At 69.4% G+C, this 18,675-nt stretch carries 16 protein-coding genes; 6 read left to right on the forward strand and 10 right to left on the reverse strand.

Annotated elements, in window-relative coordinates:
* The first annotated feature begins 128 nt into the window (after positions 1-128).
* Positions 129-839, forward strand: coding sequence for an SDR family oxidoreductase (locus tag GOY17_RS18080; RefSeq protein ID WP_157031403.1), 711 nt, complete (start codon positions 129-131; stop codon positions 837-839).
* A gap of 31 nt (positions 840-870) precedes the next feature.
* Positions 871-1,350 (forward strand): tRNA (cytidine(34)-2'-O)-methyltransferase, encoded by a 480-nt coding sequence (locus GOY17_RS18085; protein ID WP_115844393.1) that lies wholly within the window; start codon positions 871-873, stop codon positions 1,348-1,350.
* A gap of 58 nt (positions 1,351-1,408) precedes the next feature.
* Here GOY17_RS18085 and GOY17_RS18090 read toward each other — a convergent pair whose 3' ends face one another.
* From GOY17_RS18090 to GOY17_RS18105, 4 genes are all read right to left on the reverse strand, one after another.
* On the reverse strand, positions 1,409-2,761 hold the full coding sequence (locus tag GOY17_RS18090) for a M20 family metallopeptidase (protein ID WP_425482316.1): 1,353 nt from the start codon (positions 2,759-2,761) through the stop codon (positions 1,409-1,411).
* 118 nt (positions 2,762-2,879) lie between these two features.
* A complete protein-coding gene (locus GOY17_RS18095) occupies positions 2,880-4,187 on the reverse strand; it encodes a M20 family metallopeptidase (protein ID WP_157031404.1) in 1,308 nt (435 codons plus the stop codon).
* A 263-nt stretch (positions 4,188-4,450) separates the two neighbouring features.
* Positions 4,451-6,817 carry a Tex family protein gene (locus GOY17_RS18100; RefSeq protein ID WP_157031405.1) on the reverse strand — a complete coding sequence of 789 codons (2,367 nt, stop codon included), beginning with the start codon at positions 6,815-6,817 and terminating at the stop codon, positions 4,451-4,453.
* A gap of 92 nt (positions 6,818-6,909) precedes the next feature.
* Positions 6,910-7,377, reverse strand: a complete 468-nt coding sequence (locus tag GOY17_RS18105) for a cupin domain-containing protein (RefSeq protein WP_157031406.1) — start codon at positions 7,375-7,377, stop codon at positions 6,910-6,912.
* Positions 7,378-7,458: 81 nt separating this feature from the next.
* Here GOY17_RS18105 and pdxR point away from each other — a divergent pair, with 81 nt between their 5' ends.
* Positions 7,459-8,898: a MocR-like pyridoxine biosynthesis transcription factor PdxR gene (gene pdxR, locus GOY17_RS18110; RefSeq protein ID WP_157031407.1), complete on the forward strand. Its 1,440-nt coding sequence runs from the start codon at positions 7,459-7,461 to the stop codon at positions 8,896-8,898.
* Between the two features lie 114 nt (positions 8,899-9,012).
* On the opposite strand, the gene GOY17_RS18115 is transcribed toward pdxR, so the two are convergent.
* The 4 genes from GOY17_RS18115 to GOY17_RS18130 all read right to left on the reverse strand — a co-directional run bounded on the left by GOY17_RS18115 (position 9,013) and on the right by GOY17_RS18130 (position 12,589).
* Positions 9,013-9,819, reverse strand: a complete 807-nt coding sequence (locus GOY17_RS18115) for an MBL fold metallo-hydrolase (RefSeq protein WP_157031408.1) — start codon at positions 9,817-9,819, stop codon at positions 9,013-9,015.
* Between the two features lie 100 nt (positions 9,820-9,919).
* A complete protein-coding gene (locus GOY17_RS19025) occupies positions 9,920-10,213 on the reverse strand; it encodes an EF-hand domain-containing protein (protein WP_232338629.1) in 294 nt (97 codons plus the stop codon).
* Positions 10,214-10,395: 182 nt separating this feature from the next.
* Positions 10,396-11,583, reverse strand: a complete 1,188-nt coding sequence (locus tag GOY17_RS18125) for a DesA family fatty acid desaturase (RefSeq protein WP_157031410.1) — start codon at positions 11,581-11,583, stop codon at positions 10,396-10,398.
* A 133-nt stretch (positions 11,584-11,716) separates the two neighbouring features.
* Positions 11,717-12,589 carry a CHAD domain-containing protein gene (locus tag GOY17_RS18130; RefSeq protein WP_198173741.1) on the reverse strand — a complete coding sequence of 291 codons (873 nt, stop codon included), beginning with the start codon at positions 12,587-12,589 and terminating at the stop codon, positions 11,717-11,719.
* 85 nt (positions 12,590-12,674) lie between these two features.
* Between GOY17_RS18130 and mutM the strand changes: the two genes are divergently transcribed.
* The 3 genes from mutM to GOY17_RS18145 all read left to right on the forward strand — a co-directional run bounded on the left by mutM (position 12,675) and on the right by GOY17_RS18145 (position 17,083).
* Positions 12,675-13,502 (forward strand): bifunctional DNA-formamidopyrimidine glycosylase/DNA-(apurinic or apyrimidinic site) lyase, encoded by an 828-nt coding sequence (mutM, locus tag GOY17_RS18135; RefSeq protein ID WP_115844415.1) that lies wholly within the window; start codon positions 12,675-12,677, stop codon positions 13,500-13,502.
* Between the two features lie 135 nt (positions 13,503-13,637).
* On the forward strand, positions 13,638-14,198 hold the full coding sequence (locus GOY17_RS18140) for an ECF-type sigma factor (RefSeq protein ID WP_115844418.1): 561 nt from the start codon (positions 13,638-13,640) through the stop codon (positions 14,196-14,198).
* Positions 14,199-14,254: 56 nt separating this feature from the next.
* Complete coding sequence (locus GOY17_RS18145; RefSeq protein WP_157031412.1) at positions 14,255-17,083, forward strand: serine/threonine-protein kinase; 2,829 nt, start codon at positions 14,255-14,257, stop codon at positions 17,081-17,083.
* Position 17,084: 1 nt separating this feature from the next.
* Here GOY17_RS18145 and GOY17_RS18150 read toward each other — a convergent pair whose 3' ends face one another.
* Positions 17,085-17,705 carry a thymidine kinase gene (locus GOY17_RS18150; RefSeq protein WP_115844458.1) on the reverse strand — a complete coding sequence of 207 codons (621 nt, stop codon included), beginning with the start codon at positions 17,703-17,705 and terminating at the stop codon, positions 17,085-17,087.
* A 73-nt stretch (positions 17,706-17,778) separates the two neighbouring features.
* On the reverse strand, positions 17,779-18,657 hold the full coding sequence (locus GOY17_RS18155) for a methylglyoxal synthase (RefSeq protein WP_157031413.1): 879 nt from the start codon (positions 18,655-18,657) through the stop codon (positions 17,779-17,781).
* Between the last annotated feature and the right edge of the window lie 18 nt (positions 18,658-18,675).

The following is an 18,675-nucleotide window of genomic DNA, read 5'->3' on the forward strand; positions in this document are numbered from 1 at the left end:
AGGCGGAGCACTAGGCCACAAGTCCCATCGGGCGTAGGAGTTTGGCTCGTGTTCGGGTCGGGCGGCCGTCGTCGGACGCTCACATGAACGCCCCTACACTGCCCGCCCGACCTTCCGGAACTCGTGCGATGACGTCCCGACAGCCGCCACGTCGCAGTCTGGTCACCGGCGCCAACCGCGGGCTGGGCCTGGAATTCGCGCGACAACTGCTCGCGCACGGCGACCACGTCGTCGCCACCTGTCGCCATCCCGGGCGCGCGAATGCGCTCAACCAGCTGGTCGGCGAACACCCCGGCCGCCTGCACGTATTGCCGCTGGACGTCGGCGATCCCAAATCGCACGCCGAACTGGCGCGCGAGCTGCCGCTGGTAATGGACGGCATCGACCTGCTGATCAACAACGCCGGCGTGCTGCATTCGGGCGAGCGTTTCGGCCACGTGCCGCCGGCCAATCTCGACGACAGCCTGCGCACCAACGCGAGCGGCCCGTTCCTGCTCACGCAGACGCTGGCCGAGCGCCTCGTCGATGGCGCGACAGTCGCGAACCTGTCCTCCGTGCTGGGCTCGATCGCCTCGACCACCAGCTTCAGCACGCCGAGTTACGCGATGTCGAAGGCCGCGCAGAACATGGCGACCGTGCTGCTCGCCTCCGCGCTGCGCGAGCGCGGGATCGCCGTGATCGCGCTGCATCCGGGCTGGGTGCAGACCGACATGGGCGGCAGCGGCGCGCAGATAACGCCGGTCGATTCGGTGCGCGGGCTGCTCAAGGTCATCGACGGCGTGCGCATCGGCGACAGCGGAACGTTCCTGGATTACCGCGGAAAGCCCGTGCCTTGGTGACGCCGGCGCGCGCGAAGGCGATCATGGGCGCATGTTCGACGTCATCCTCTTCCAGCCGGAAATCCCGCCCAACACGGGCAACGTGATCCGCCTGTGCGCCAACACCGGCGCGCGGCTGCATCTCATCGAACCGCTCGGCTTCACGCTGGAAGACAAGCAGCTCAAGCGCGCGGGGCTGGACTACCACGAGTACGCGACGCTGCAGGTGCATGCGGACCTGTCCGCGGCGCTGGCGTCGATCACCGCCGCGAACCAGGCGCCGCCGCGGTTGTTCGCGCTGAGCACGCGCGGCACGGTGCGCTTCGACACGCCGCGCTACCAGCCGGGCGATGCGTTCCTGTTCGGGCCGGAAACGCGCGGCCTTCCGGCCGACGTGCTGGAAAGCGTGCCGGCCGCGCAGCGCCTGCGGCTGCCGATGCGACCGGACAACCGCAGCCTCAATCTTTCGAACGCGGTGGCGGTGTGCGTGTTCGAGGCGTGGCGGCAGCGGGGGTTCGAAGGGAGCGCGTAAGCGTTACGCCATCCCCACCCAACCCTCCCTTGAAGGGGAGGGCTTTTAGGCACGTGACCTAGCGCGCGTCGGCAACCGCGGCGGCCGACGTCGGCGAATGCAGATAGTCCAGCGTTACCTGCAGCAGCGCGCGCAGGCCGAGGTCGAGCGACGCTTCGTCCAGCGCGAACTTCGGCGAATGGTTGCTCGGCGCGGTGACCGGATCGATGCCCTTCGCGGTCGCGCCGACGAAGAAGAACATCGACGGCACTTCCTTCGCGTAGAACGAGAAGTCCTCCGCGCCCATCTGCAGCGGCGGTTCGATGACGTTGTCGGCGCCGGCCACGGCCTTCAGGCTCGGGATCATGCGCGCGGTCAGCGCCGGGTCGTTCACCGTCACCGGGTTGCCGTCCTGGTCGGGAACGCTCGCTTCCGCCGTCGCGCCGTTCGCGGCGCTGACGTGTTCGGCCACGTTCTTCAGGTCGCCGAAGATCTTCTGGCGCATGCCTTCATCGAAGGTGCGGATGGTGCCGACCAGTTCCACTTCGTCGGGAATGATGTTGTAGCGGATGCCGCCCTTGATCGCGCCGAAGCTCACCACCGCCGGCAGTTTCGCGATGTCGGTGCGACGGCTGACGATGGTCTGCGCGGTGCCGATCACGTCGGCGGCGGCGACGATCGGATCGATGCCGCCCCACGGGCGCGAACCGTGCGTCTGGCGGCCCTTCACCTTGATGGTGAACTTGTCGGACGCGGCCATCAGCGGTCCCTGGCGCACGCCGATCTGGCCGACGGGCAGCGTCGAGAACACGTGCAGGCCGAACATCGCGTCGGGCTTGAAGTCCTTGAACAGGCCCTCTTCGAGCATCAGCGACGCACCGCCTTCCTCGCCGTCCGGCGCGCCTTCTTCCGATGGCTGGAACACCAGCATCACCGAGCCCGGAAGATCGGCCTTCATCTTCACCAGCGCGTCGGCGATGCCGAGCAGGATGCTGGTGTGCGCGTCGTGGCCACAGGCGTGCATGACGCCGACGGTCTCGCCGCGGAAGGTCGCGGTGGCCTTCGATGCGAACGGCAGGTCGACCTGCTCGGTCACCGGCAGAGCGTCCATGTCGGCGCGCAGCGCGACCTTCGGGCCGGGCTTGCCGCCCTGGATGATGGCGACCACGCCGTGGTGCGCGATGCCGACCTTCGGCTTCAGGCCCAGCGCGCGCAGGTGTTCGGCCACCTTCGCGGCGGTGCGCTCCTCGCGGTTGGACAACTCCGGATGCTGGTGGAAATCGCGTCGCCACGTGACGACCTTCTGCTGCACGGACTTCGCGGCGGCGGCGACTTCCGGCCGCTCGCCGGCAGGCGCGGCCTGCGCGTGGGCGCCGTGCGAGGTCATGAACAAGGGCGTGGCAAGCAGTGCGCTGCTCAGCAGCGCGGGCATCAGGCGCATCGACGGTGACTCCCCGGAGTGATGCGTCGATCCTAGCCGAAGCGGCTGTGCCGGATCGGGCCGCGTCCGCTCTTTCGTGCGCTCGCGCGGCCGCCGGCGTCATCCGGCGCTACTTCGCGCCGAGGTAATCCAGCGCCACCTGCAGCATCGAGCGCACGCCGACGTCGAGCGCGCCTTCGTCGAGCAGGAACTGCGGCGAATGGTTGATCGGCGCCTTCGCGGGATCGGTGCCCTTCGCGGTGGAGCCGACGAAGAAGTACACGCCCGGCACGACGTTGGCGAACTGCGCGAAGTCCTCGGCGACCGTCTGCAACGGCATCTCGACGACGTTCGACTCGCCCACCGCGCGTTGCAGCGACGGGCGCACGCGCGTGGTGAGCGCGGGATCGTTGACCGTCGCCGGCGCGTTCGCGGCGACATCGAGCTGCGCCGTCGCGCCACTGGCATGCGCGAAATCCTCGGCCGTCCGGCGGAAGCGGGCGATGATGTCCTCGCGCTGCGCCGCATCGAACGTGCGCAGCGTGCCGACGAGCTTCGCCTCGTCGGGAATGATGTTGAAGCGCACGCCGGCATTGAACTGCCCCGCGGTGAGCACCGCCGGAGACGCGGCGACGTTGACCTGGCGTGCGATGACGCTCTGCGTGCCGAGCAGGATCTGCGCCGCGACGGTGATCGGATCCACGCCATCCCAGGGACGCGAGCCGTGCGTCTGCGCGCCGCGCACGGTCAGGCTCCATTCGTCGGCTGCGGCGAGCATCGGCCCGCTGCGCACGCCGACCTGGCCCACCGGCAATCCCGCCCAGACATGCAGGCCGAAAACGGCATCGGGCTTGAAATCGCGGAAGACGCCTTCGTCGAGCATGAGCTTGGCGCCGAAGGTTTCGCCAGCGTTCGGCGGGCCTTCCTCCGACGGCTGGAAGACGAACATCACCTCGCCCGGCAAGGTCGCCTTCTGCGCGGCGAGCGCGGTCGCGACGCCGAGCAGGATCGCGACGTGCGCATCGTGGCCGCAGGCGTGCATGACGCCGACGTCCTGTCCGCGGTACGTCGTGCGCACTTTCGATGCGAACGGCAGGCCGGTCTGTTCGGTCACCGGCAGCGCGTCCATGTCGGCGCGCAAGGCGATGCGCGGACCGGGCTTGCCGCCCTTCAGTACCGCGACGACGCCCGTGTGCGCGATGCCGGTTTTCACCTGCAGGCCGAGCTTGCGCAGCTGGTCGGCGACGACCTTCGCGGTGCGGACTTCGTTGTTGCCGAGTTCGGGATGCTGGTGGATGTCGCGACGCCACGCGACGACGTCCTTCTGCACCGCCTGTGCGGCGGCGGCGGTGTCGGGCGGGATCTGCTGGGCGGATTGCGCGAAAGCCGGCGCGGCGAGCAGGGAAGCGGTCAGGAGAGCGAGCAGGTTCGGGCGCATGGCGGGCGACGGTCAGAGAGACCCGGCGATCCTAGCCCGACCCGGCGCGGCGCACGATGCGGCATCTGGCGCGCGTTCTGCGATGCGCGACTGGCCTCATGCGCAATCGTCATGTGTCGGGAGCGAGCGTGAAGACTGAAACGTCAGCGGCACCCTGCCCTCATCCGTCCCGGATCAAGCTCCGGATCAAGTCCGGGGCAGGCTCCGCCGGGACCTTCTCCCGCGCGCGGGAGAAGGGATCGCCCTGAACGACGGCGCGGGAACTAGCTCTTCTTCGCCTTCGCGAAGGCAGCCGCGAGCGCGTTGTTCATCGGCGGCGGGGTGTTCGCGCGCGCGGCGTTGAAACCGCCACCGCGCGCGTCGCGGCCGCCATCGCGTCCACCACGCGGCGCATTGCCACGCGGCGCGTTGCGGTCATCGCGATCGCCACGCGGTGCAGGCGCGGTGTCGTCGAGGCGACGCGTCAGCGCGATGCGCTTGCGCGGCACGTCGACCTCCAGCACCTTCACCTTGACGATGTCGCCCGCCTTCACCACTTCGCGCGGATCCTTCACGTACTTGTCCGACAGCGCCGAGATGTGGATCAGGCCGTCCTGGTGCACGCCGATGTCGACGAAAGCGCCGAACGCGGCGACGTTGCTCACCACGCCTTCCAGGATCATGCCTTCGCGCAGGTCCTTGATGTCTTCCACGCCGTCGGCGAAGCGCGCGGCCTTGAACTCCGGACGCGGGTCGCGGCCCGGCTTTTCCAGTTCCTTCAGGATGTCGCGCACCGTCGGCACGCCGAAGGTTTCATCGATGAACTGCTCGGCCTTGAGCGAACGCAACAGCGACGCGTCGCCGATCAACTGCTTCACCTCGCGGCCGCACTGCTTGAGGATGCGCTCGACCACCGGATAGGCCTCCGGATGCACCGACGAAGCATCCAGCGGCTGGTCGCCATCGGCGATGCGCAGGAAGCCCGCGCACTGCTCGAACGTCTTGTCGCCCAGGCGCGGCACCTTCAGCAGTTCCTTGCGCGACTTGAACGCGCCGTTCGCATCGCGATACACGACGATGTTCTGCGCGATCGTCGACGACAGGCCCGACACGCGCGTGAGCAACGCCGCCGAGGCGGTATTCACGTCGACGCCGACGGCGTTCACGCAGTCCTCGACCTTCGCGTCGAGTGCGCGCGCGAGCTTGAACTGGTCCACGTCGTGCTGGTACTGGCCGACGCCGATCGCCTTGGGTTCGATCTTCACCAGTTCCGCGAGCGGATCCTGCAAGCGGCGTGCGATCGACACCGCGCCGCGGATCGACACGTCGAGGTCCGGGAACTCCTTCGCCGCGAACTCCGACGCCGAATACACCGACGCACCGGCCTCGCTCACGACGATCTTCTGCATCTTCAGCTCCGGCGCGAGCTTGATGAGATCGCCGGCGAGCTTGTCGGTCTCGCGCGAGGCGGTGCCGTTGCCGATGGCGATCAGTTCCACCGAATGCTTCGCGCACAGCGCGCGCAGGATCATCAGCGACTGGTCCCACTGGCGCTTGGGTTCGTGCGGATAGATCGTCGCGGTATCGACGAGCTTGCCGGTGCGATCGACCACCGCGACCTTCACGCCGGTGCGCAGGCCCGGATCGAGGCCGAGCACGGCCTTCGGGCCGGCGGGCGCGGCGAGCAGCAGGTCCTTGAGGTTGTCGCCGAAGACGTCGATGGCCTCGGCCTCGGCCTTTTCGCGCGCTTGCGAGAACAGGTCGAGCGTGAGGTGAAGATGCAGCTTCGCCTTCCACGTCAGGCGGCACGAATCCATCAGCCACTTGTCGGCGGCGCGACCCTGCGCCTTGATGCCGGCGTGGTGCGCGACGCGGCCTTCGCCCTGCAGGTGACCGGCGTCGGCATCGGTGCCGGGATCGAGGTCGATGAACAGGAACTCCTCGCGACGACCGCGGAACAGCGCGAGCAACCGGTGCGACGGGATCTTCGACAGCGGTTCGGCGTGGTCGAAGTAATCGCGGAACTTCTCGCCGGCCGCTTCCTTGCCTTCGGCCACGCGCGAGCGGATCACGCCGACTTCGGCCAGCCAGTTGCGCAGTTCGCCGACGAGCGCGGCGTCCTCACCCCAGCGTTCCATCAGGATCGCGCGTGCGCCGTCGAGCGCGGCCTTCGCGTCGGCGACGCCCTTCTCGGCATCGACGTAAGTCGCCGCAAGCGTTTCGGGAACCTGCGTCGGATCGGCCAGCAGCCCGTCGGCGAGCGGCTCCAGGCCGGCTTCGCGCGCGATCTGCGCACGCGTACGGCGCTTCTGCTTGTACGGCAGGTAGAGGTCTTCCAGGCGCGCCTTGCTGTCGGCAGCGATGATGTCGGCGCGCAGCGCGTCGGTCATCTTGCCCTGCTCCTCGATGCTGGCCAGCACCGCGACGCGGCGATCTTCCAGTTCGCGCAGGTACGTCAAGCGCGTTTCGAGGTTGCGCAGCTGCGTGTCGTCGAGGCCGCCGGTGACTTCCTTGCGGTAGCGCGCGATGAACGGAACGGTCGCGCCCTCGTCGAGCAGCGCGATGGCGGAGAGCGCCTGCTGCGGTTGTGCGTTGATTTCCTCGGCGATGAGGCGGGCGATCTTTGCGGCGACTTGCGGGGTGTGCTGCATTGCTTCCAATCGTCAAAGCCCGGCAATCCGGGAGAAGGCCGATTGTCGCAATGTGCACCGCGGCGCGGTACCCGTTGACATCGCGGCGCACTTCATTCGGCGAAGTCGAGCACCGGAAGGCCGGATTCGGCGCACCAGGCCTCGTATGCGCGCCGTTGCGAATGCGCATCCGCGCGCGAGGTCACCACGCCGCCCGGCCCGAGGAACTCCACTGCGCCGATGACGACCACCAGCGCGGTCATTTCCGCGTCGCCCGTGACGCGCCACCAGTCGGTGTTGCCAGGCGGCTCGTAGACGTAATCGCCGGGGCCGATCACCTCGCCGGTGCACAGCGTGCGCGTGCCGGCGAGGTTGTAGGCGTGGATTTCGCCGGTGTGGCGATGCAGCGGCATGATCGCGCCCGGCGCCATGCGCAGCAGTTCGACAAAACCCCGGCCGTCTTCGAGAAATCGCAGCGGCGTCCAGGACTTTTCGGCCGACATCGGAATCCACGGCGTGTCGCCGGCGGCAGCGACGCGGGCGGGCAGGAAGTCGTCGATCGGTCGATGGCGTGCGGTCATGGCGGCGCTCCGGGTGCGGGGTCGATGGCCATACCGTAGGCTTGGGCTGGACCCACGCGCAGGCCAGTTGCCATGACTTCGATGGAACCAGTTTTCGAGTTCCCGCTGGACCTGGCGGCGGTCGCCACGACCGGCCGCACGCGCGCCCTGCATGAGGCGCTGCGCGAGGCGATCCTCGATCGCCGACTGCGCGCGGGCGCCGAACTGCCCTCGACGCGTCGCGTCGCCACCGCCTACGGCCTGGCGCGCAACACGGTGATCGCCGCGTACGACCTGCTGGTCGCGGAGGGCTACGTGATCACGCGCGCGGGCGCTAAGGCGGTGGTCGCCGACGTCGCCACGCGTCCGGCGGCGCGCACGCCGCGTCTGGCCGACGGTCATTTGCGCACGCGATGGCAGGCGCCGTCGTGGAGCAGCGCCGTCGCGAGCGACGACGCGTGGACGTCGAACTTCCGCCTCGGCGTGCCGGACCATCGCGAGATTCCATTCGACGTGTGGCGGCGCCTGCTGTCGCGCGCGTTCCACCCGCGCAACGGCGCGGCGTTCGCGTACCAACCGCCGCATGGGCGGCCGCGCCTGCGCGAGGCCATCGCCGGGCATGTGTTGTTCGCGCGTGCGGTGGCGTGCCGCGCGGAGGACGTGATCGTGACCTCCGGCGCGCGGCAGGCGTTCGCCCTGCTCGCGCGGTTGCTGGTGACGCCCGGTCGCACGGTGGTCGCGGTCGAAGATCCCGGCTATCCGACCGCGGGCGCGGCGATGACCGCGGCCGGTGCGGACGTCGTACCGGTGCCCGTGGACGACGAAGGCCTGCGTGTGGATGCATTGCCGCGCGAGGCGCGCATCGTCTACGTGACGCCATCGCACCAGTATCCGACGGGCGTTGCGATGTCGATGGCGCGTCGGCGCGCATTGCTCGAGTTCGCGCGCGAACGCGACGCGCTGGTCATCGAGGACGACTACGACGGCGAGTTCCGCTACGGCGCGCGTCCGCTCGACGCACTGCAGACGCTCGATCGCGACGGGCGCGTGGTCTACGTCGGCACGTTCTCGAAAAGCCTGTTTCCCTCGCTGCGCGTGGGCTACGTGGTGGCGCCGGAATGGCTGCGCGACGCGCTCGCCGCGGCGAAGGAAGGCGCCGACACCTGCGGCAACGCGCAGGTGCAGGACGCGCTGGCGGACTTCATCCTCGAAGGCCATCTCGCGCGCCACGTGAGGCGCATGCGGCGCGTGTATGCCGGCCGGCGCGCGGCGTTGTTCGAGATGCTCGACGGACCGCTGTCGCGCTGGCTTTCAGCCATTCCGTCGGAAGCGGGGATCCATGTCGCGGCGCGGTTCGTCGATGCGGAGGCCGCGGACGTGCTGCTGCCGCGCGTGCGCGAGCATGCTATCGGTGCGATGCCGCTGCGCGCGTTGTCGCGGCGCGAGGATGGAGTGTGTGGCGTGGCGTTCGGGTTGGGGTGCGTGGGCGAAGAGGAGATTCGCGAGCGCCTGGCGTCGCTGGAGAAAGCGTTGCGGCGGTGAGTGCTCGAGCTGAACGATTGGGGCGTCGCGAATGTGGGCGTGGTCGCATGCCCCGACCCTCACCCCAACCCCTCTCCCGTGGGGAGAGGGGCTCAAGCCGCGAGGTCGAGAGAGTTATGCGGCCACGGCCGCCAGATGCCGCTCGAACGACGCGTCCACCGCGGCGCGCCCGCCTCCGAGAATGTTGCGGCCCCAGGTGAAGCCGTACACGTCGGCGAAATCGAGGCCGTCCAGCAGCGCGCGCATCGCGTGCACGTCGCGCGTCTTCATCGGGATGTAGTTCGGGTAGCTGTACATGAAGGTCACGTGGCGGCGATCGAGCACGACCTGCAGCGCGTCGCCCGGGAACAGGGCGCCGCCGTCGCGCGGGCCGTCCTTCCAGTGCAGCGCGGTGCTGCCGTCGAAGTGGCCGCCCACGCGCAGCAGCGTGACGTCGTCGGACAGCCGCAACGCATCGCCGCGCCAGAATTCGATGCGATCGGACGGACGCTGCACCCACTGTCGATCGGCCTCATGCAGCAGGATCGGAATGCCGCCGAGCGCGTCGCTCCATTCCACCATCGCGCTGTAGAAATGCGGGTGCGAAATGACGATGCGATCCACGCCGCCGCGCGCCTTCAACGCGGCGACGGCGGCGTCGGTCACCAGGCTCACGCATTCCCACATCAGGTGGCCGGCGCCCGTCGGCAGCAGCAGCGCGCGCTGCGGGATGGCGAAATCGCCGTCGATGCCCATGCCGAGCAGGCCGGCGTCCTCTTCGACGCGAAGGCTGAAGCGTTGCGCGAGTTCGCCGTGCGTGGTCCAGCGCTGACCGTTCCAGCCGACGTACTGGCGCTCGTCCTCGCAGATCGGGCAATGTGGTGGCGGCGATGCGCGTTCGGCGAACTGGGTGCCGCAGGTCTCGCAGATGAAGCAGGGCATGGTCGTGGCCTCGAGGGAGTCGAAGCCAGCGTAGAGAGCGTTCGGTACGACGCGTGGTCCGGTTTCGGCGGATCCGGAGGAACCAGTCCGGCGCGCCCCGCTACTGCGGCGGCGCCAGTAGTTCCTGCGCGTCGAGATAGCCGTCGCGGTTGCGATCCTGGCGCGCGAAGCGCTCGGCCACCGTCTGGCGATGGTCGGCCAGCATGACGGGCTTGCCGCGGCCGCCGGGAAGTTCATCGGCCGAGAGCACGCCGTCGCGGTTGGCGTCCATGCGCGTGAAGGCGTAGCTCAGCCAATCCTGGTATTCGGCGAGCGAGACGCGGCCGTCGCGGTCGGCGTCCATGCGCGCGACGTAGTCGGTGCTTGCGTCCACCGCGCCGAGGTTCGTTTCCACTGGCGCCGGGGCGGGCTCCGGTGCGGGTGTCGTCGCCGTCGCGGGCGCGCGGTTGAGGCGAAGCGGAATCGACTGGGCGGATGCGCTGCCGATGCCGGCCAGCGCGAGGAGCAAAACAAAGCCCGCGCGTTTCGGCGCGGGCTTGTGCGTGGCGATGCGATCCGTCGCGACCATCGGCGATGTCAGGCGATGCGTGCGGGCGCGATCGCGTAACCCTTCAGGCGCGCGGAGAACTGCTGCAGCGCATGGATGCCGCTGGCTTCGGCCTCGGTGCACCACGCGTGCAGCTTCTGCAGCGTCGCCTGCGCGTCGTGCGAACGGTCGTCGAGCACCTGCGCAAGGCGCTGGCGGAACTCGGCGAGCGTCGCCATCTTCGGGCGCTCGGCCAGCCAGGCCTGCAGCTTCGCGCGCTTGTCGTCGTCGAGCCAGCGGCCGTCGTCGGCCAGGCCCTGGCGAAGGTTGCGCGGCAGCTTCAGCTTGGCTTCGCGCAGCGCCGGCAGCGTGACGTTGCGGTAGTAATCGGTCATCGCCTGGAAGCGGATGGCCAGCAGCGCCTTCAGCGTTTCGCCGTCCGGCATGGCGATGTTCGGACGCACGTCCAGCGTCGGCGCCACGCGCAGCACCTTCGCCAGGCGCACCTTTTCCAGCAGCTTGATCGCGCTCCAGCCGATGTCGAATTCCCACTTGCGCAGCGCGAACTTCGCCGACGACGGGAACGCATGGTGGTTGTTGTGCAGTTCCTCGCCGCCGATCCAGAAGCCCCACGGCGTGAGGTTGGTCGCGGTGTCGGTGGTTTCGAAATTCCGATAGCCCCACCAGTGGCCCAGGCCATTGACGACGCCTGCGGCCCAGAACGGGATCCACACCATCTGGATGGCCCACAGCGCCACGCCCCACAGGCCGAACAGCGCGGTGTTGATCACCAGCATCAGCACCGGGCCCATCGTCGCGTGCGGCGTGTACAGGTGGCGCTCGATCCAGTCGTCCGGGCAGCCCTTGCCGTACTTTTCGATGTCCTCGCGCTGGCCGCGCGCGTCACGGTACAGCTCGACGCCGCGCCACATCACCGTGTCGATGCCCTTGAACTGCGGGCTGTGCGGGTCTTCCTCGGTCTCGCACTTGGCGTGGTGCTTGCGATGGATCGCGGCCCACTCGCGCGTGATCATCGAGGTGGTGAGCCAGCTCCAGAACCGGAAGAAGTGCGCGAGCACCGGGTGGAAATCCACCGAGCGATGCGCCATCGAACGATGCAGGTAGAGCGTGACGGAGAAGATCGTCAGCTGGGTGACCACCAGCAGGTAGATCAGCAGTTCACCCCAGCTGGCCTGCAGCAAACCGCCAGCGATGAGGTCGAGCACGGACAGGGACATTCTTCGACTCCGGAAACGCCGGTGCAGCACATTGCCGGCAGGAAGTGACCGGCTTTCGCGCGGTACGAACCGGATCATGCCAGCCCGGACGCACCCTTCGCGCCGGTATGGCGTGGTTATGTGATGGGGTCGTTCAGTCGGTCGGGCAAGCGTCGCGGCGTTCAGCCACCTGGCGCGCAATGCGCCGCCTCGCGCGCTGCAGCGGCGGTCGCGCACGCGCACGAAGGGCGTCGCGATCGTCCTTGCTGAATGGGGAGTCGCGGCGGCAGTGATCGAGCAGCAGCGCGAGATCCTGCGCTTCGCCCAGCCGGTGTGTGGTGCGTTTGTCGAAGCGGTCCGAATCCTCGGGAGCCGCCAATCCCACGGCCTCCATCGCGCGGCGCTGGTGCGAGGCGCGGCGGACGCGACGGCGCCAGCGATGCCAGTCGTCGTCATCGCCGCCCTCGCATGCGCGAAGGCGCGCTTCGTGCGAGCGAAGGTCGCTGTCGGCGATGGCCATGCGCAGCCCGGCCGGCGTCGGGCGCGACCAGTCCAGTGCGGTCAACGCGGCGCGGAGCACGTCGAGCATCCCGCGGCGCGAGACGAGGCCGGGGTCCGACCGCGTCGCGACGTTGGCGACCTGCGTGCGCGTGGCGACGGCGGCCTCGCGGGCGCGCTGGAGCACCTCGCGCGCGTCGTCGCGGCGTTCGCGCTTGAGCAGCCGGTCGATCACCTCCACCAGCGCGTGCGCATCGCGCAGGTTCGACAGGCCGTCGTTGAGCGCGCGCAGTTCGCGGTCGACCAGGCCGGCACCGGGCCCGAGCAGGCCGTCGCCCATCGCGAGCACGGCGCGGGCGCGGCGGATCGCCTTGCGCGCCTGGTGGACGCCTTCGTGCAGGTCGGGATCGCCCAGCGCGGCATGCGCGAGGTCCAGCTCGCCACGCGTGTAGTCGCGCAGCGCCGCACCCAGCGCGGGCTGGAGCACGGACGTCGGGGTGGCCTTGTCGTTGCCCGTTCCCGAACCCATCCCTCGGTCTCCGGTCGCCAAACCCGACCTTCGCCAGGATGACGGCGAAAGCCGGAGGGAACGGCCCCGATAGTACGCTCGCCCCATGCCCGAACTTCCCGAAGTCGAAACCACCCGTCGCGGACTTGCGCCGCATGTCGAAGGCCGCCGCGTCTCCAACGTCGTCCTGCGCCGGCCGGACCTGCGCTGGCCGATCCCGTACGAGGTGGTGAGCCTGCTTCCCGGCCAGCGCGTGACGGCGGTGCGCCGCCGCGCCAAGTACCTGCTGCTGGACACCGCCGCCGGCAGCGCGCTGCTGCACCTGGGGATGTCCGGCAGCCTGCGCGTGCTGCCCGCCGACACGCCGGTGCGCGCGCACGACCACGTGGACATCGCGCTGGAACCCAGCGGGCGGCAGGGCGCGCGCGTGCTGCGCTTCAACGACCCGCGCCGGTTCGGCTGCCTGCTGTGGCAGCCGCCGGGCGAGACGCACGAACTGCTCGCCGACCTGGGTCCGGAACCCCTGTCGGACCAGTTCGACGGCGACTACCTGTTCGCCCTGAGCCGCGGCCGCAGCGCGCCGGTGAAGACTTTCCTGATGGACCAGCGGGTCGTGGTCGGCGTCGGCAACATCTACGTGGCCGAGGCGCTGTTCGCCGCCGGCATCTCGCCGCTGCGCGCCGCCGGCAAGGTCTCGCGTGAGCGCTACCAGCGGCTGGCGGAGGAAATCCGCCGCATCCTCGGCCACGCGATCGAACGCGGCGGGACGACGCTGCGGGACTTCCTGGCGCCGGATGGCGCGCCCGGGTACTTCGAGCAGGAACTGTCCGCCTACGGCCGCGGGGGCGAACCCTGCCCGCGTTGCGGGCGGCCGCTGAAGCAGGCGTCGATCGGCCAGCGCACCACCGTCTGGTGCGGGCACTGTCAGAAATAACTCCGGATCGGGACGCTTTTTTCCGGAGCGTGTCGGAAAAAACTGAAAGCCATCGCGCGCTATCCCTACACGACTATTTCGTGGTGACAATCACGGAAAAGCGTATAGTCCGGAGCACTGCGCACGGGGCGTCCCATGGCCGATACCGCCGATATCACGCTGCTGCTGGATGCCGCACGGGAAGGGGACCGGGGTGCCCTGGACCGCGTCCTGGCGACGCTCTACCAGGAACTCCACACGATGGCCCGCCGGCAACTCGCCGGACAGCACGGCCAGACGCTCGATGCGACGGCGCTGGTGCACGAGGCCTACCTGAAGCTCATCGGCCGCCGCGAGGCGCAGTTCGACGATCGCGCCCATTTCTTCGCCTATGCCGCCTCCGCGATGCGCAGCGTCGTGGTCGACTACGCGCGCCAGCGGCTGGCCCAGAAGCGTGGCGGCGACCTGCATCGCGTCACCGAGTTGCCCGACGACGTCGAGGGCGGCCTGCGTCTGGACGAGGACACCCTCGGGCTCGACACCGCGCTGACCAAGCTCGCCGCGGTCGATCCGCGCCTGGCGCAGGTCGTCGAACTGCGCTATTTCGCCGGGCTGTCGGAACTGGAAATCGCCGCGCTGCTGGAACGCTCCGAGCGCAGCATCCGCCGCGACTGGCAGAAGGCGCGGCTGTTCCTGCTCGCGTCGTTGAAGGAGTGAGGCCGGAGGCCGCGCGCCGACCGCTCTCCCGATCCCTGGCCCCCGGACCCTGACCGATGGATCCCGAGCGCTGGCAACGCATCTCCCCGCTGCTCGACGCGCTCTTCGAACTGGAGCCGCCGGCGCGCGAGCTGCGCCTGGCGCAGTTGCGCGAGGAAGATCCCGCGCTCGCCGATGAGCTGCAGACGCTCATCACGCTGGACGAAAGCCACGAGGATTTCCTTTCCGAACCGCTGATCCCGCCGCTGTCCGCGCTGCGCGCCGGTGGCGAGGTCGGGCCGTATCGCCTGGAACGCCTGCTCGGCGAAGGCGGCATGGGCCAGGTGTGGCTGGCCGCGCGCGCCGACGGCCTGTACCAGCGCCGCGTCGCGCTGAAACTGCTGCGCCCGGGCTTGGCCGACAGCAACCTGCGCCTGCGCTTCTCGCGCGAGCGGCAGATCCTCGCGCGGCTCGCGCATCCGCACATCGCGCGCCTGCTCGATGCCGGCATCAGCAGCGACGGCCTGCCGTACCTCGCGCTGGAATACGTCGAAGGCGAGCCGATCACCGATTACTGCCGCAACCACCAGCTGCCGCTGGAACAGCGGCTGCGCATGTTCCACCAGATCTGCGACGCGGTCAGCCACGCGCACGCGAACCTGATCGTGCATCGCGACCTCAAGCCGTCGAACATCCTGGTGACGCCCAGCGGCGACGTGCGCCTGCTCGATTTCGGCATCGCGAAACTGCTCGACTCCGACGCGCCGATGATCGAGCAGACGCGCACCGGCGTACGCGCGTTCACCCTGCACTACGCGGCGCCCGAACAGGTCCGCGGCGAACCGGTCACGACGATGACCGACGTCTACGCGCTGGGCGTGGTGCTGTTCGAGCTGCTCACCGACACCAAGCCGTATCGACTGAAGCGGCAGACCGATGCGGAATGGGAGGAAGCGATCCTCGCCGCCGATCCGCAGCGTCCTTCGCACACCGTGCTGCGTCGCGCCGAAGACGCCGGCGCCGACGTGCACGCGCTGCGCCGGCACGCGCGGATGCTGTCGGGCGACCTCGACAACATCGTGCTCAAGACGCTGTCCAAGCGGCCAGAACATCGCTATCCGTCGGTCGAGGCGCTCGCGCTGGATCTGAGCCGCTACGAAGCCGGGCGCCCGGTGCAGGCACGCCCGCAGAACCTCGGGTATCGCTTCGGCAAGTATCTGCGGCGTCATCGCTGGGCGCTGGCGACCGGCACGCTCGTCGCGGTCGTGCTGACCGCAGCGCTGGCGATCGTCGCGTGGCAGGCGAGGCAGGCGGTCGCGGAAGCCGGTCGCGCACAGGCGATGCAGGACTTCATGGTCGGCGTGTTCGAGAGCGCGCGCGGCACGCCGGAAGGACAGGCGCTTGATCTGCGCGGATTGCTCGACGACTCGCTCGATCGCGGCAACCGCGAACTCGCGCTGCAACCCCGCGCGCGCGCCGAACTGCTGGGCGTGATCGCGCGCCTGCGCATCGGCCTGGGCGATTACCGCGAAGCACTGGTGCTGCTCAACCGGCAGGCGGGCGTGCTGGAAACCGCCGCCGATGCGCCGGTGAGCCTGCAGCTGGAATCGCTCACGCAGCGCGGCCAGGCGCTGCGGCTGCTCGGCGAGCCGCGCCAATGCATCGGCCTGATGCAGCCCGCGCTGCCGACCGCGCGCCGCGAACAGGCGCAGCTGCCGCCGCAGGTCAGCGAGTTCTACTCGCAGCTCGGACGTTGCCGCCGCGACAACGGCGAACGGCAAGGTGCGCGCCAGTTGTTCGAACGCTCGCTCACGTTGCGACGCGACGATCGCGACGACGTCGGCACGGTCGAAAACCTCATTGATCTCGCGAACCTGCAGGCCGATGCCGGGCAGTCCGGCGCCGCGCTGCAGGGCTACCAGCAGGCGCGCACGCAGCTGCAGCAGAAGGTCGGCGCGCGGCACGCGCTGATGGTCGAGATCGGCTCGCACATGGCGTCGCTCCAGCAGGGCCTCGAACAGATCGATGCCGCCGAGCGATCCGCTGCGAATGCCTTCGCGCTCGGGCTGGAGGTGTACGGCGCGCAGCACCCGGCCACGCTGTCGCTGCGTCGCCAGCTCGCGGGGCTGCATATCGAACAGGGCCGTTACGCGATGGCCGATCGCGAGCTGCGCGGGGCCATCGCGTTGCAGCAGGGGCGCGTGCACGCCGGCGGCGATCCTGCAGAAACGAAGCGCGGTGCAAGCGAGCTCGGACGCCTGCAGCGGCAGCTCGGCCTCGTCGCATGGGAACGCGGGGACAACGCGACGGCGCTGGCGTCGATGCAGCATGCGGTCGCGCTCGCACGTCGCGAAGAGGACAACGCGCGGCTGGCCGACGCGTTGTTCGACCAGGCGCGGCTGCTGCACGCCATCGGGCGCGATCGCGCCGCGCTCAAGTCGCTGACCGAAGCGCGCGATTTGCGCATTGCGCGTTTCGGGCCGCGTCATGCGTTGATCGGCGACAGCGACCGGCTGCTGGGCGTGATCGAACTCTCGCTCGGCCAGCACGACCAGGGCATGGCGCATCTCGCGCAGGCCGTGACGCTGACGCGCAGCGGTTACGGCAGTACGCATCCGAACACGCGCGAAGCCGAACTCTCGCTCGCGCACGCGCAGGCGCTGGAAGGCGACGACGGCGCACTGACGCGACTGGATGCGCTCGCCGGCCTGTCGCACGGCGACCTGGATCTGCGCCGCACCGCGTGGCGCGCACAGGCTTATGCGGCGCAGCTGCGTTGCCACGGGCCGGATCGCGATACGGCCATGGCGCGTCTGGAAACCCTGCAGGAACAGCTGCGCGAGGCGCAGCCCGACGGCGGCGCGATCCCGCGAGAGGTCGCGGCGATCGTGCGCGGCTGCGGTTGAACTACAACGGCAGCGGCGGCTGCACCGGCTCGATCGTGCCCTCGCCGCTCATGACCTTCTTGTACTCGGCGCGCGACACCGACACGTAGCGGTCGTTGCCGCCGATCTCGACCTGCGGCCCTTCGCGCACCGCGCGGCCCTGCGCGTCGACGCGCACGACCATCGTCGCCTTCTTTCCGGTGTGGCAGATGGTCTTGATCTCGGTGAGCTCATCCGCCCACGCGAGCAGGTACTGGCTGCCTTCGAACAACTCGCCGCGGAAATCCGTGCGCAGGCCGTAACACAGCACCGGAATGCGCAGCGCATCAACCACTTCGCTGAGCTGCCACACCTGCGCCTTCGTCAGGAACTGCGCTTCATCGACCAGCACGCAGTTCAGCGGGCCGTGTTCGGCGATGTCGCGCCGCACGATGGCGTCCAGGTCGTCGGTGCGTTCGAACGCGATGCCCTCCGAGCGCAGGCCGATGCGCGAGGCGACCACGCCTGTGCCGGCGCGATCGTCGAGGCGCGGCGTCAGGATCGCCACGCGCATGCCGCGCTCGCGGTAGTTGTGCGCCGATTGCAGCAGCGTCGTGGTCTTGCCGGCGTTCATCGCCGAATAATAGAAATAGAGCTTCGCCATGCGTGCAGTGTACGGCGCGCACGGCATGCGCCACAGGCTTGAAATCAAGGCCGGAATGCGTCTCCGGCGCTGGTCAGCCGCGACGCTCCGCCCGCAACCGCACGGCGGCCGCCCAGCGGGTCGCCACCGCCGGCGAGGTGATGCACACCGCGTCGAAGGTGACGGTGGTGACGGCGCGTTCGAGCAGCTGGATGTCGGCCTCGTGCTGCCGCGCGACGTGCGGATCCTCGAAGAAGATCGCGCGCTGGCACTGGCGCTCCAGCACGAGGTCGGCGATCTGCGCGTCGCCGCCCATCGGGCCGCTCTCGAACCGCTGGACCCAGGCCTGGCCCTGCGGCCAGCCGCGGCTCCATGCGAGCTCGTTCAGGCGCTGGCCCGTGGTGCCCGTGGCGACGCGGCGCTGGAAGCGCGACAGCACGTCGAAGTGCTCGGCGGCGTAGGCCATCATCTGCGGCTTCATCGCGTCGTGCGCGATCAGCGCCAGCGTCTGCGTTTCGAATGCGTGCAGCGGGTCGGCCTTCGGATCGGGCGCGAAACCGGCGTGCATGCGCTCCACCTCGATCCAGTCGCGTGCCGACGCCACGGTCGAAATGAACGGCTTGCCGTGGATCACGCACTGGCGCTTGAGCGCGATCGCTTCGGGAAACACCGACGACGGATCGACTGGATCGATGAGGTAGATCGCGCCATCGAGCGTGCGTTCCGGGCTGCCGAGGCCGACGACTTCGGCCACCAGCTTCATCAAGCCGCCGTCGCGTCCGTACGGATAGCGGCGAAGCCCGGTGTAGCCGGGCAGCAACCCCGCCGAGGCGATCGCGTCGAACGTGCGCCCGACGGTGTGCAATTCCAGTCCGAGTTCGCGGATGCCCGGCTCGCAGGCCTGCAGCCAGCGGAACAGTGCGGCGTCTTCGCGAAGGTGGTGCAGGCGGTTGGCGGCCAGGCCCAGGCGCATGGCGGATCCGTTCGAGGG

This window comes from Lysobacter soli (genome assembly GCF_009755585.1).
GTDB lineage: Bacteria > Pseudomonadota > Gammaproteobacteria > Xanthomonadales > Xanthomonadaceae > Lysobacter_J > Lysobacter_J soli.

What these genes read in the sequence shown, in the direction of transcription:
- GOY17_RS18105 (WP_157031406.1), bottom strand. Translation starts at nt 7,377, where the DNA reads ATGACCGCACGCCATCGACCGATCGACGACTTCCTGCCCGCCCGCGTC.
- GOY17_RS18150 (WP_115844458.1), bottom strand. Translation starts at nt 17,705, where the DNA reads ATGGCGAAGCTCTATTTCTATTATTCGGCGATGAACGCCGGCAAGACC.
- GOY17_RS18085 (WP_115844393.1), top strand. Translation starts at nt 871, where the DNA reads ATGTTCGACGTCATCCTCTTCCAGCCGGAAATCCCGCCCAACACGGGC.
- mutM (WP_115844415.1), top strand. Translation starts at nt 12,675, where the DNA reads ATGCCCGAACTTCCCGAAGTCGAAACCACCCGTCGCGGACTTGCGCCG.
- GOY17_RS18115 (WP_157031408.1), bottom strand. Translation starts at nt 9,819, where the DNA reads ATGCCCTGCTTCATCTGCGAGACCTGCGGCACCCAGTTCGCCGAACGC.
- GOY17_RS18090 (WP_425482316.1), bottom strand. Translation starts at nt 2,761, where the DNA reads ATGCCCGCGCTGCTGAGCAGCGCACTGCTTGCCACGCCCTTGTTCATG.
- GOY17_RS18100 (WP_157031405.1), bottom strand. Translation starts at nt 6,817, where the DNA reads ATGCAGCACACCCCGCAAGTCGCCGCAAAGATCGCCCGCCTCATCGCC.
- GOY17_RS18095 (WP_157031404.1), bottom strand. Translation starts at nt 4,187, where the DNA reads ATGCGCCCGAACCTGCTCGCTCTCCTGACCGCTTCCCTGCTCGCCGCG.
- GOY17_RS18125 (WP_157031410.1), bottom strand. Translation starts at nt 11,583, where the DNA reads ATGTCCCTGTCCGTGCTCGACCTCATCGCTGGCGGTTTGCTGCAGGCC.
- pdxR (WP_157031407.1), top strand. Translation starts at nt 7,459, where the DNA reads ATGGAACCAGTTTTCGAGTTCCCGCTGGACCTGGCGGCGGTCGCCACG.
- GOY17_RS18080 (WP_157031403.1), top strand. Translation starts at nt 129, where the DNA reads ATGACGTCCCGACAGCCGCCACGTCGCAGTCTGGTCACCGGCGCCAAC.
- GOY17_RS18130 (WP_198173741.1), bottom strand. Translation starts at nt 12,589, where the DNA reads ATGGGTTCGGGAACGGGCAACGACAAGGCCACCCCGACGTCCGTGCTC.
- GOY17_RS18155 (WP_157031413.1), bottom strand. Translation starts at nt 18,657, where the DNA reads ATGCGCCTGGGCCTGGCCGCCAACCGCCTGCACCACCTTCGCGAAGAC.
- GOY17_RS18145 (WP_157031412.1), top strand. Translation starts at nt 14,255, where the DNA reads ATGGATCCCGAGCGCTGGCAACGCATCTCCCCGCTGCTCGACGCGCTC.
- GOY17_RS18140 (WP_115844418.1), top strand. Translation starts at nt 13,638, where the DNA reads ATGGCCGATACCGCCGATATCACGCTGCTGCTGGATGCCGCACGGGAA.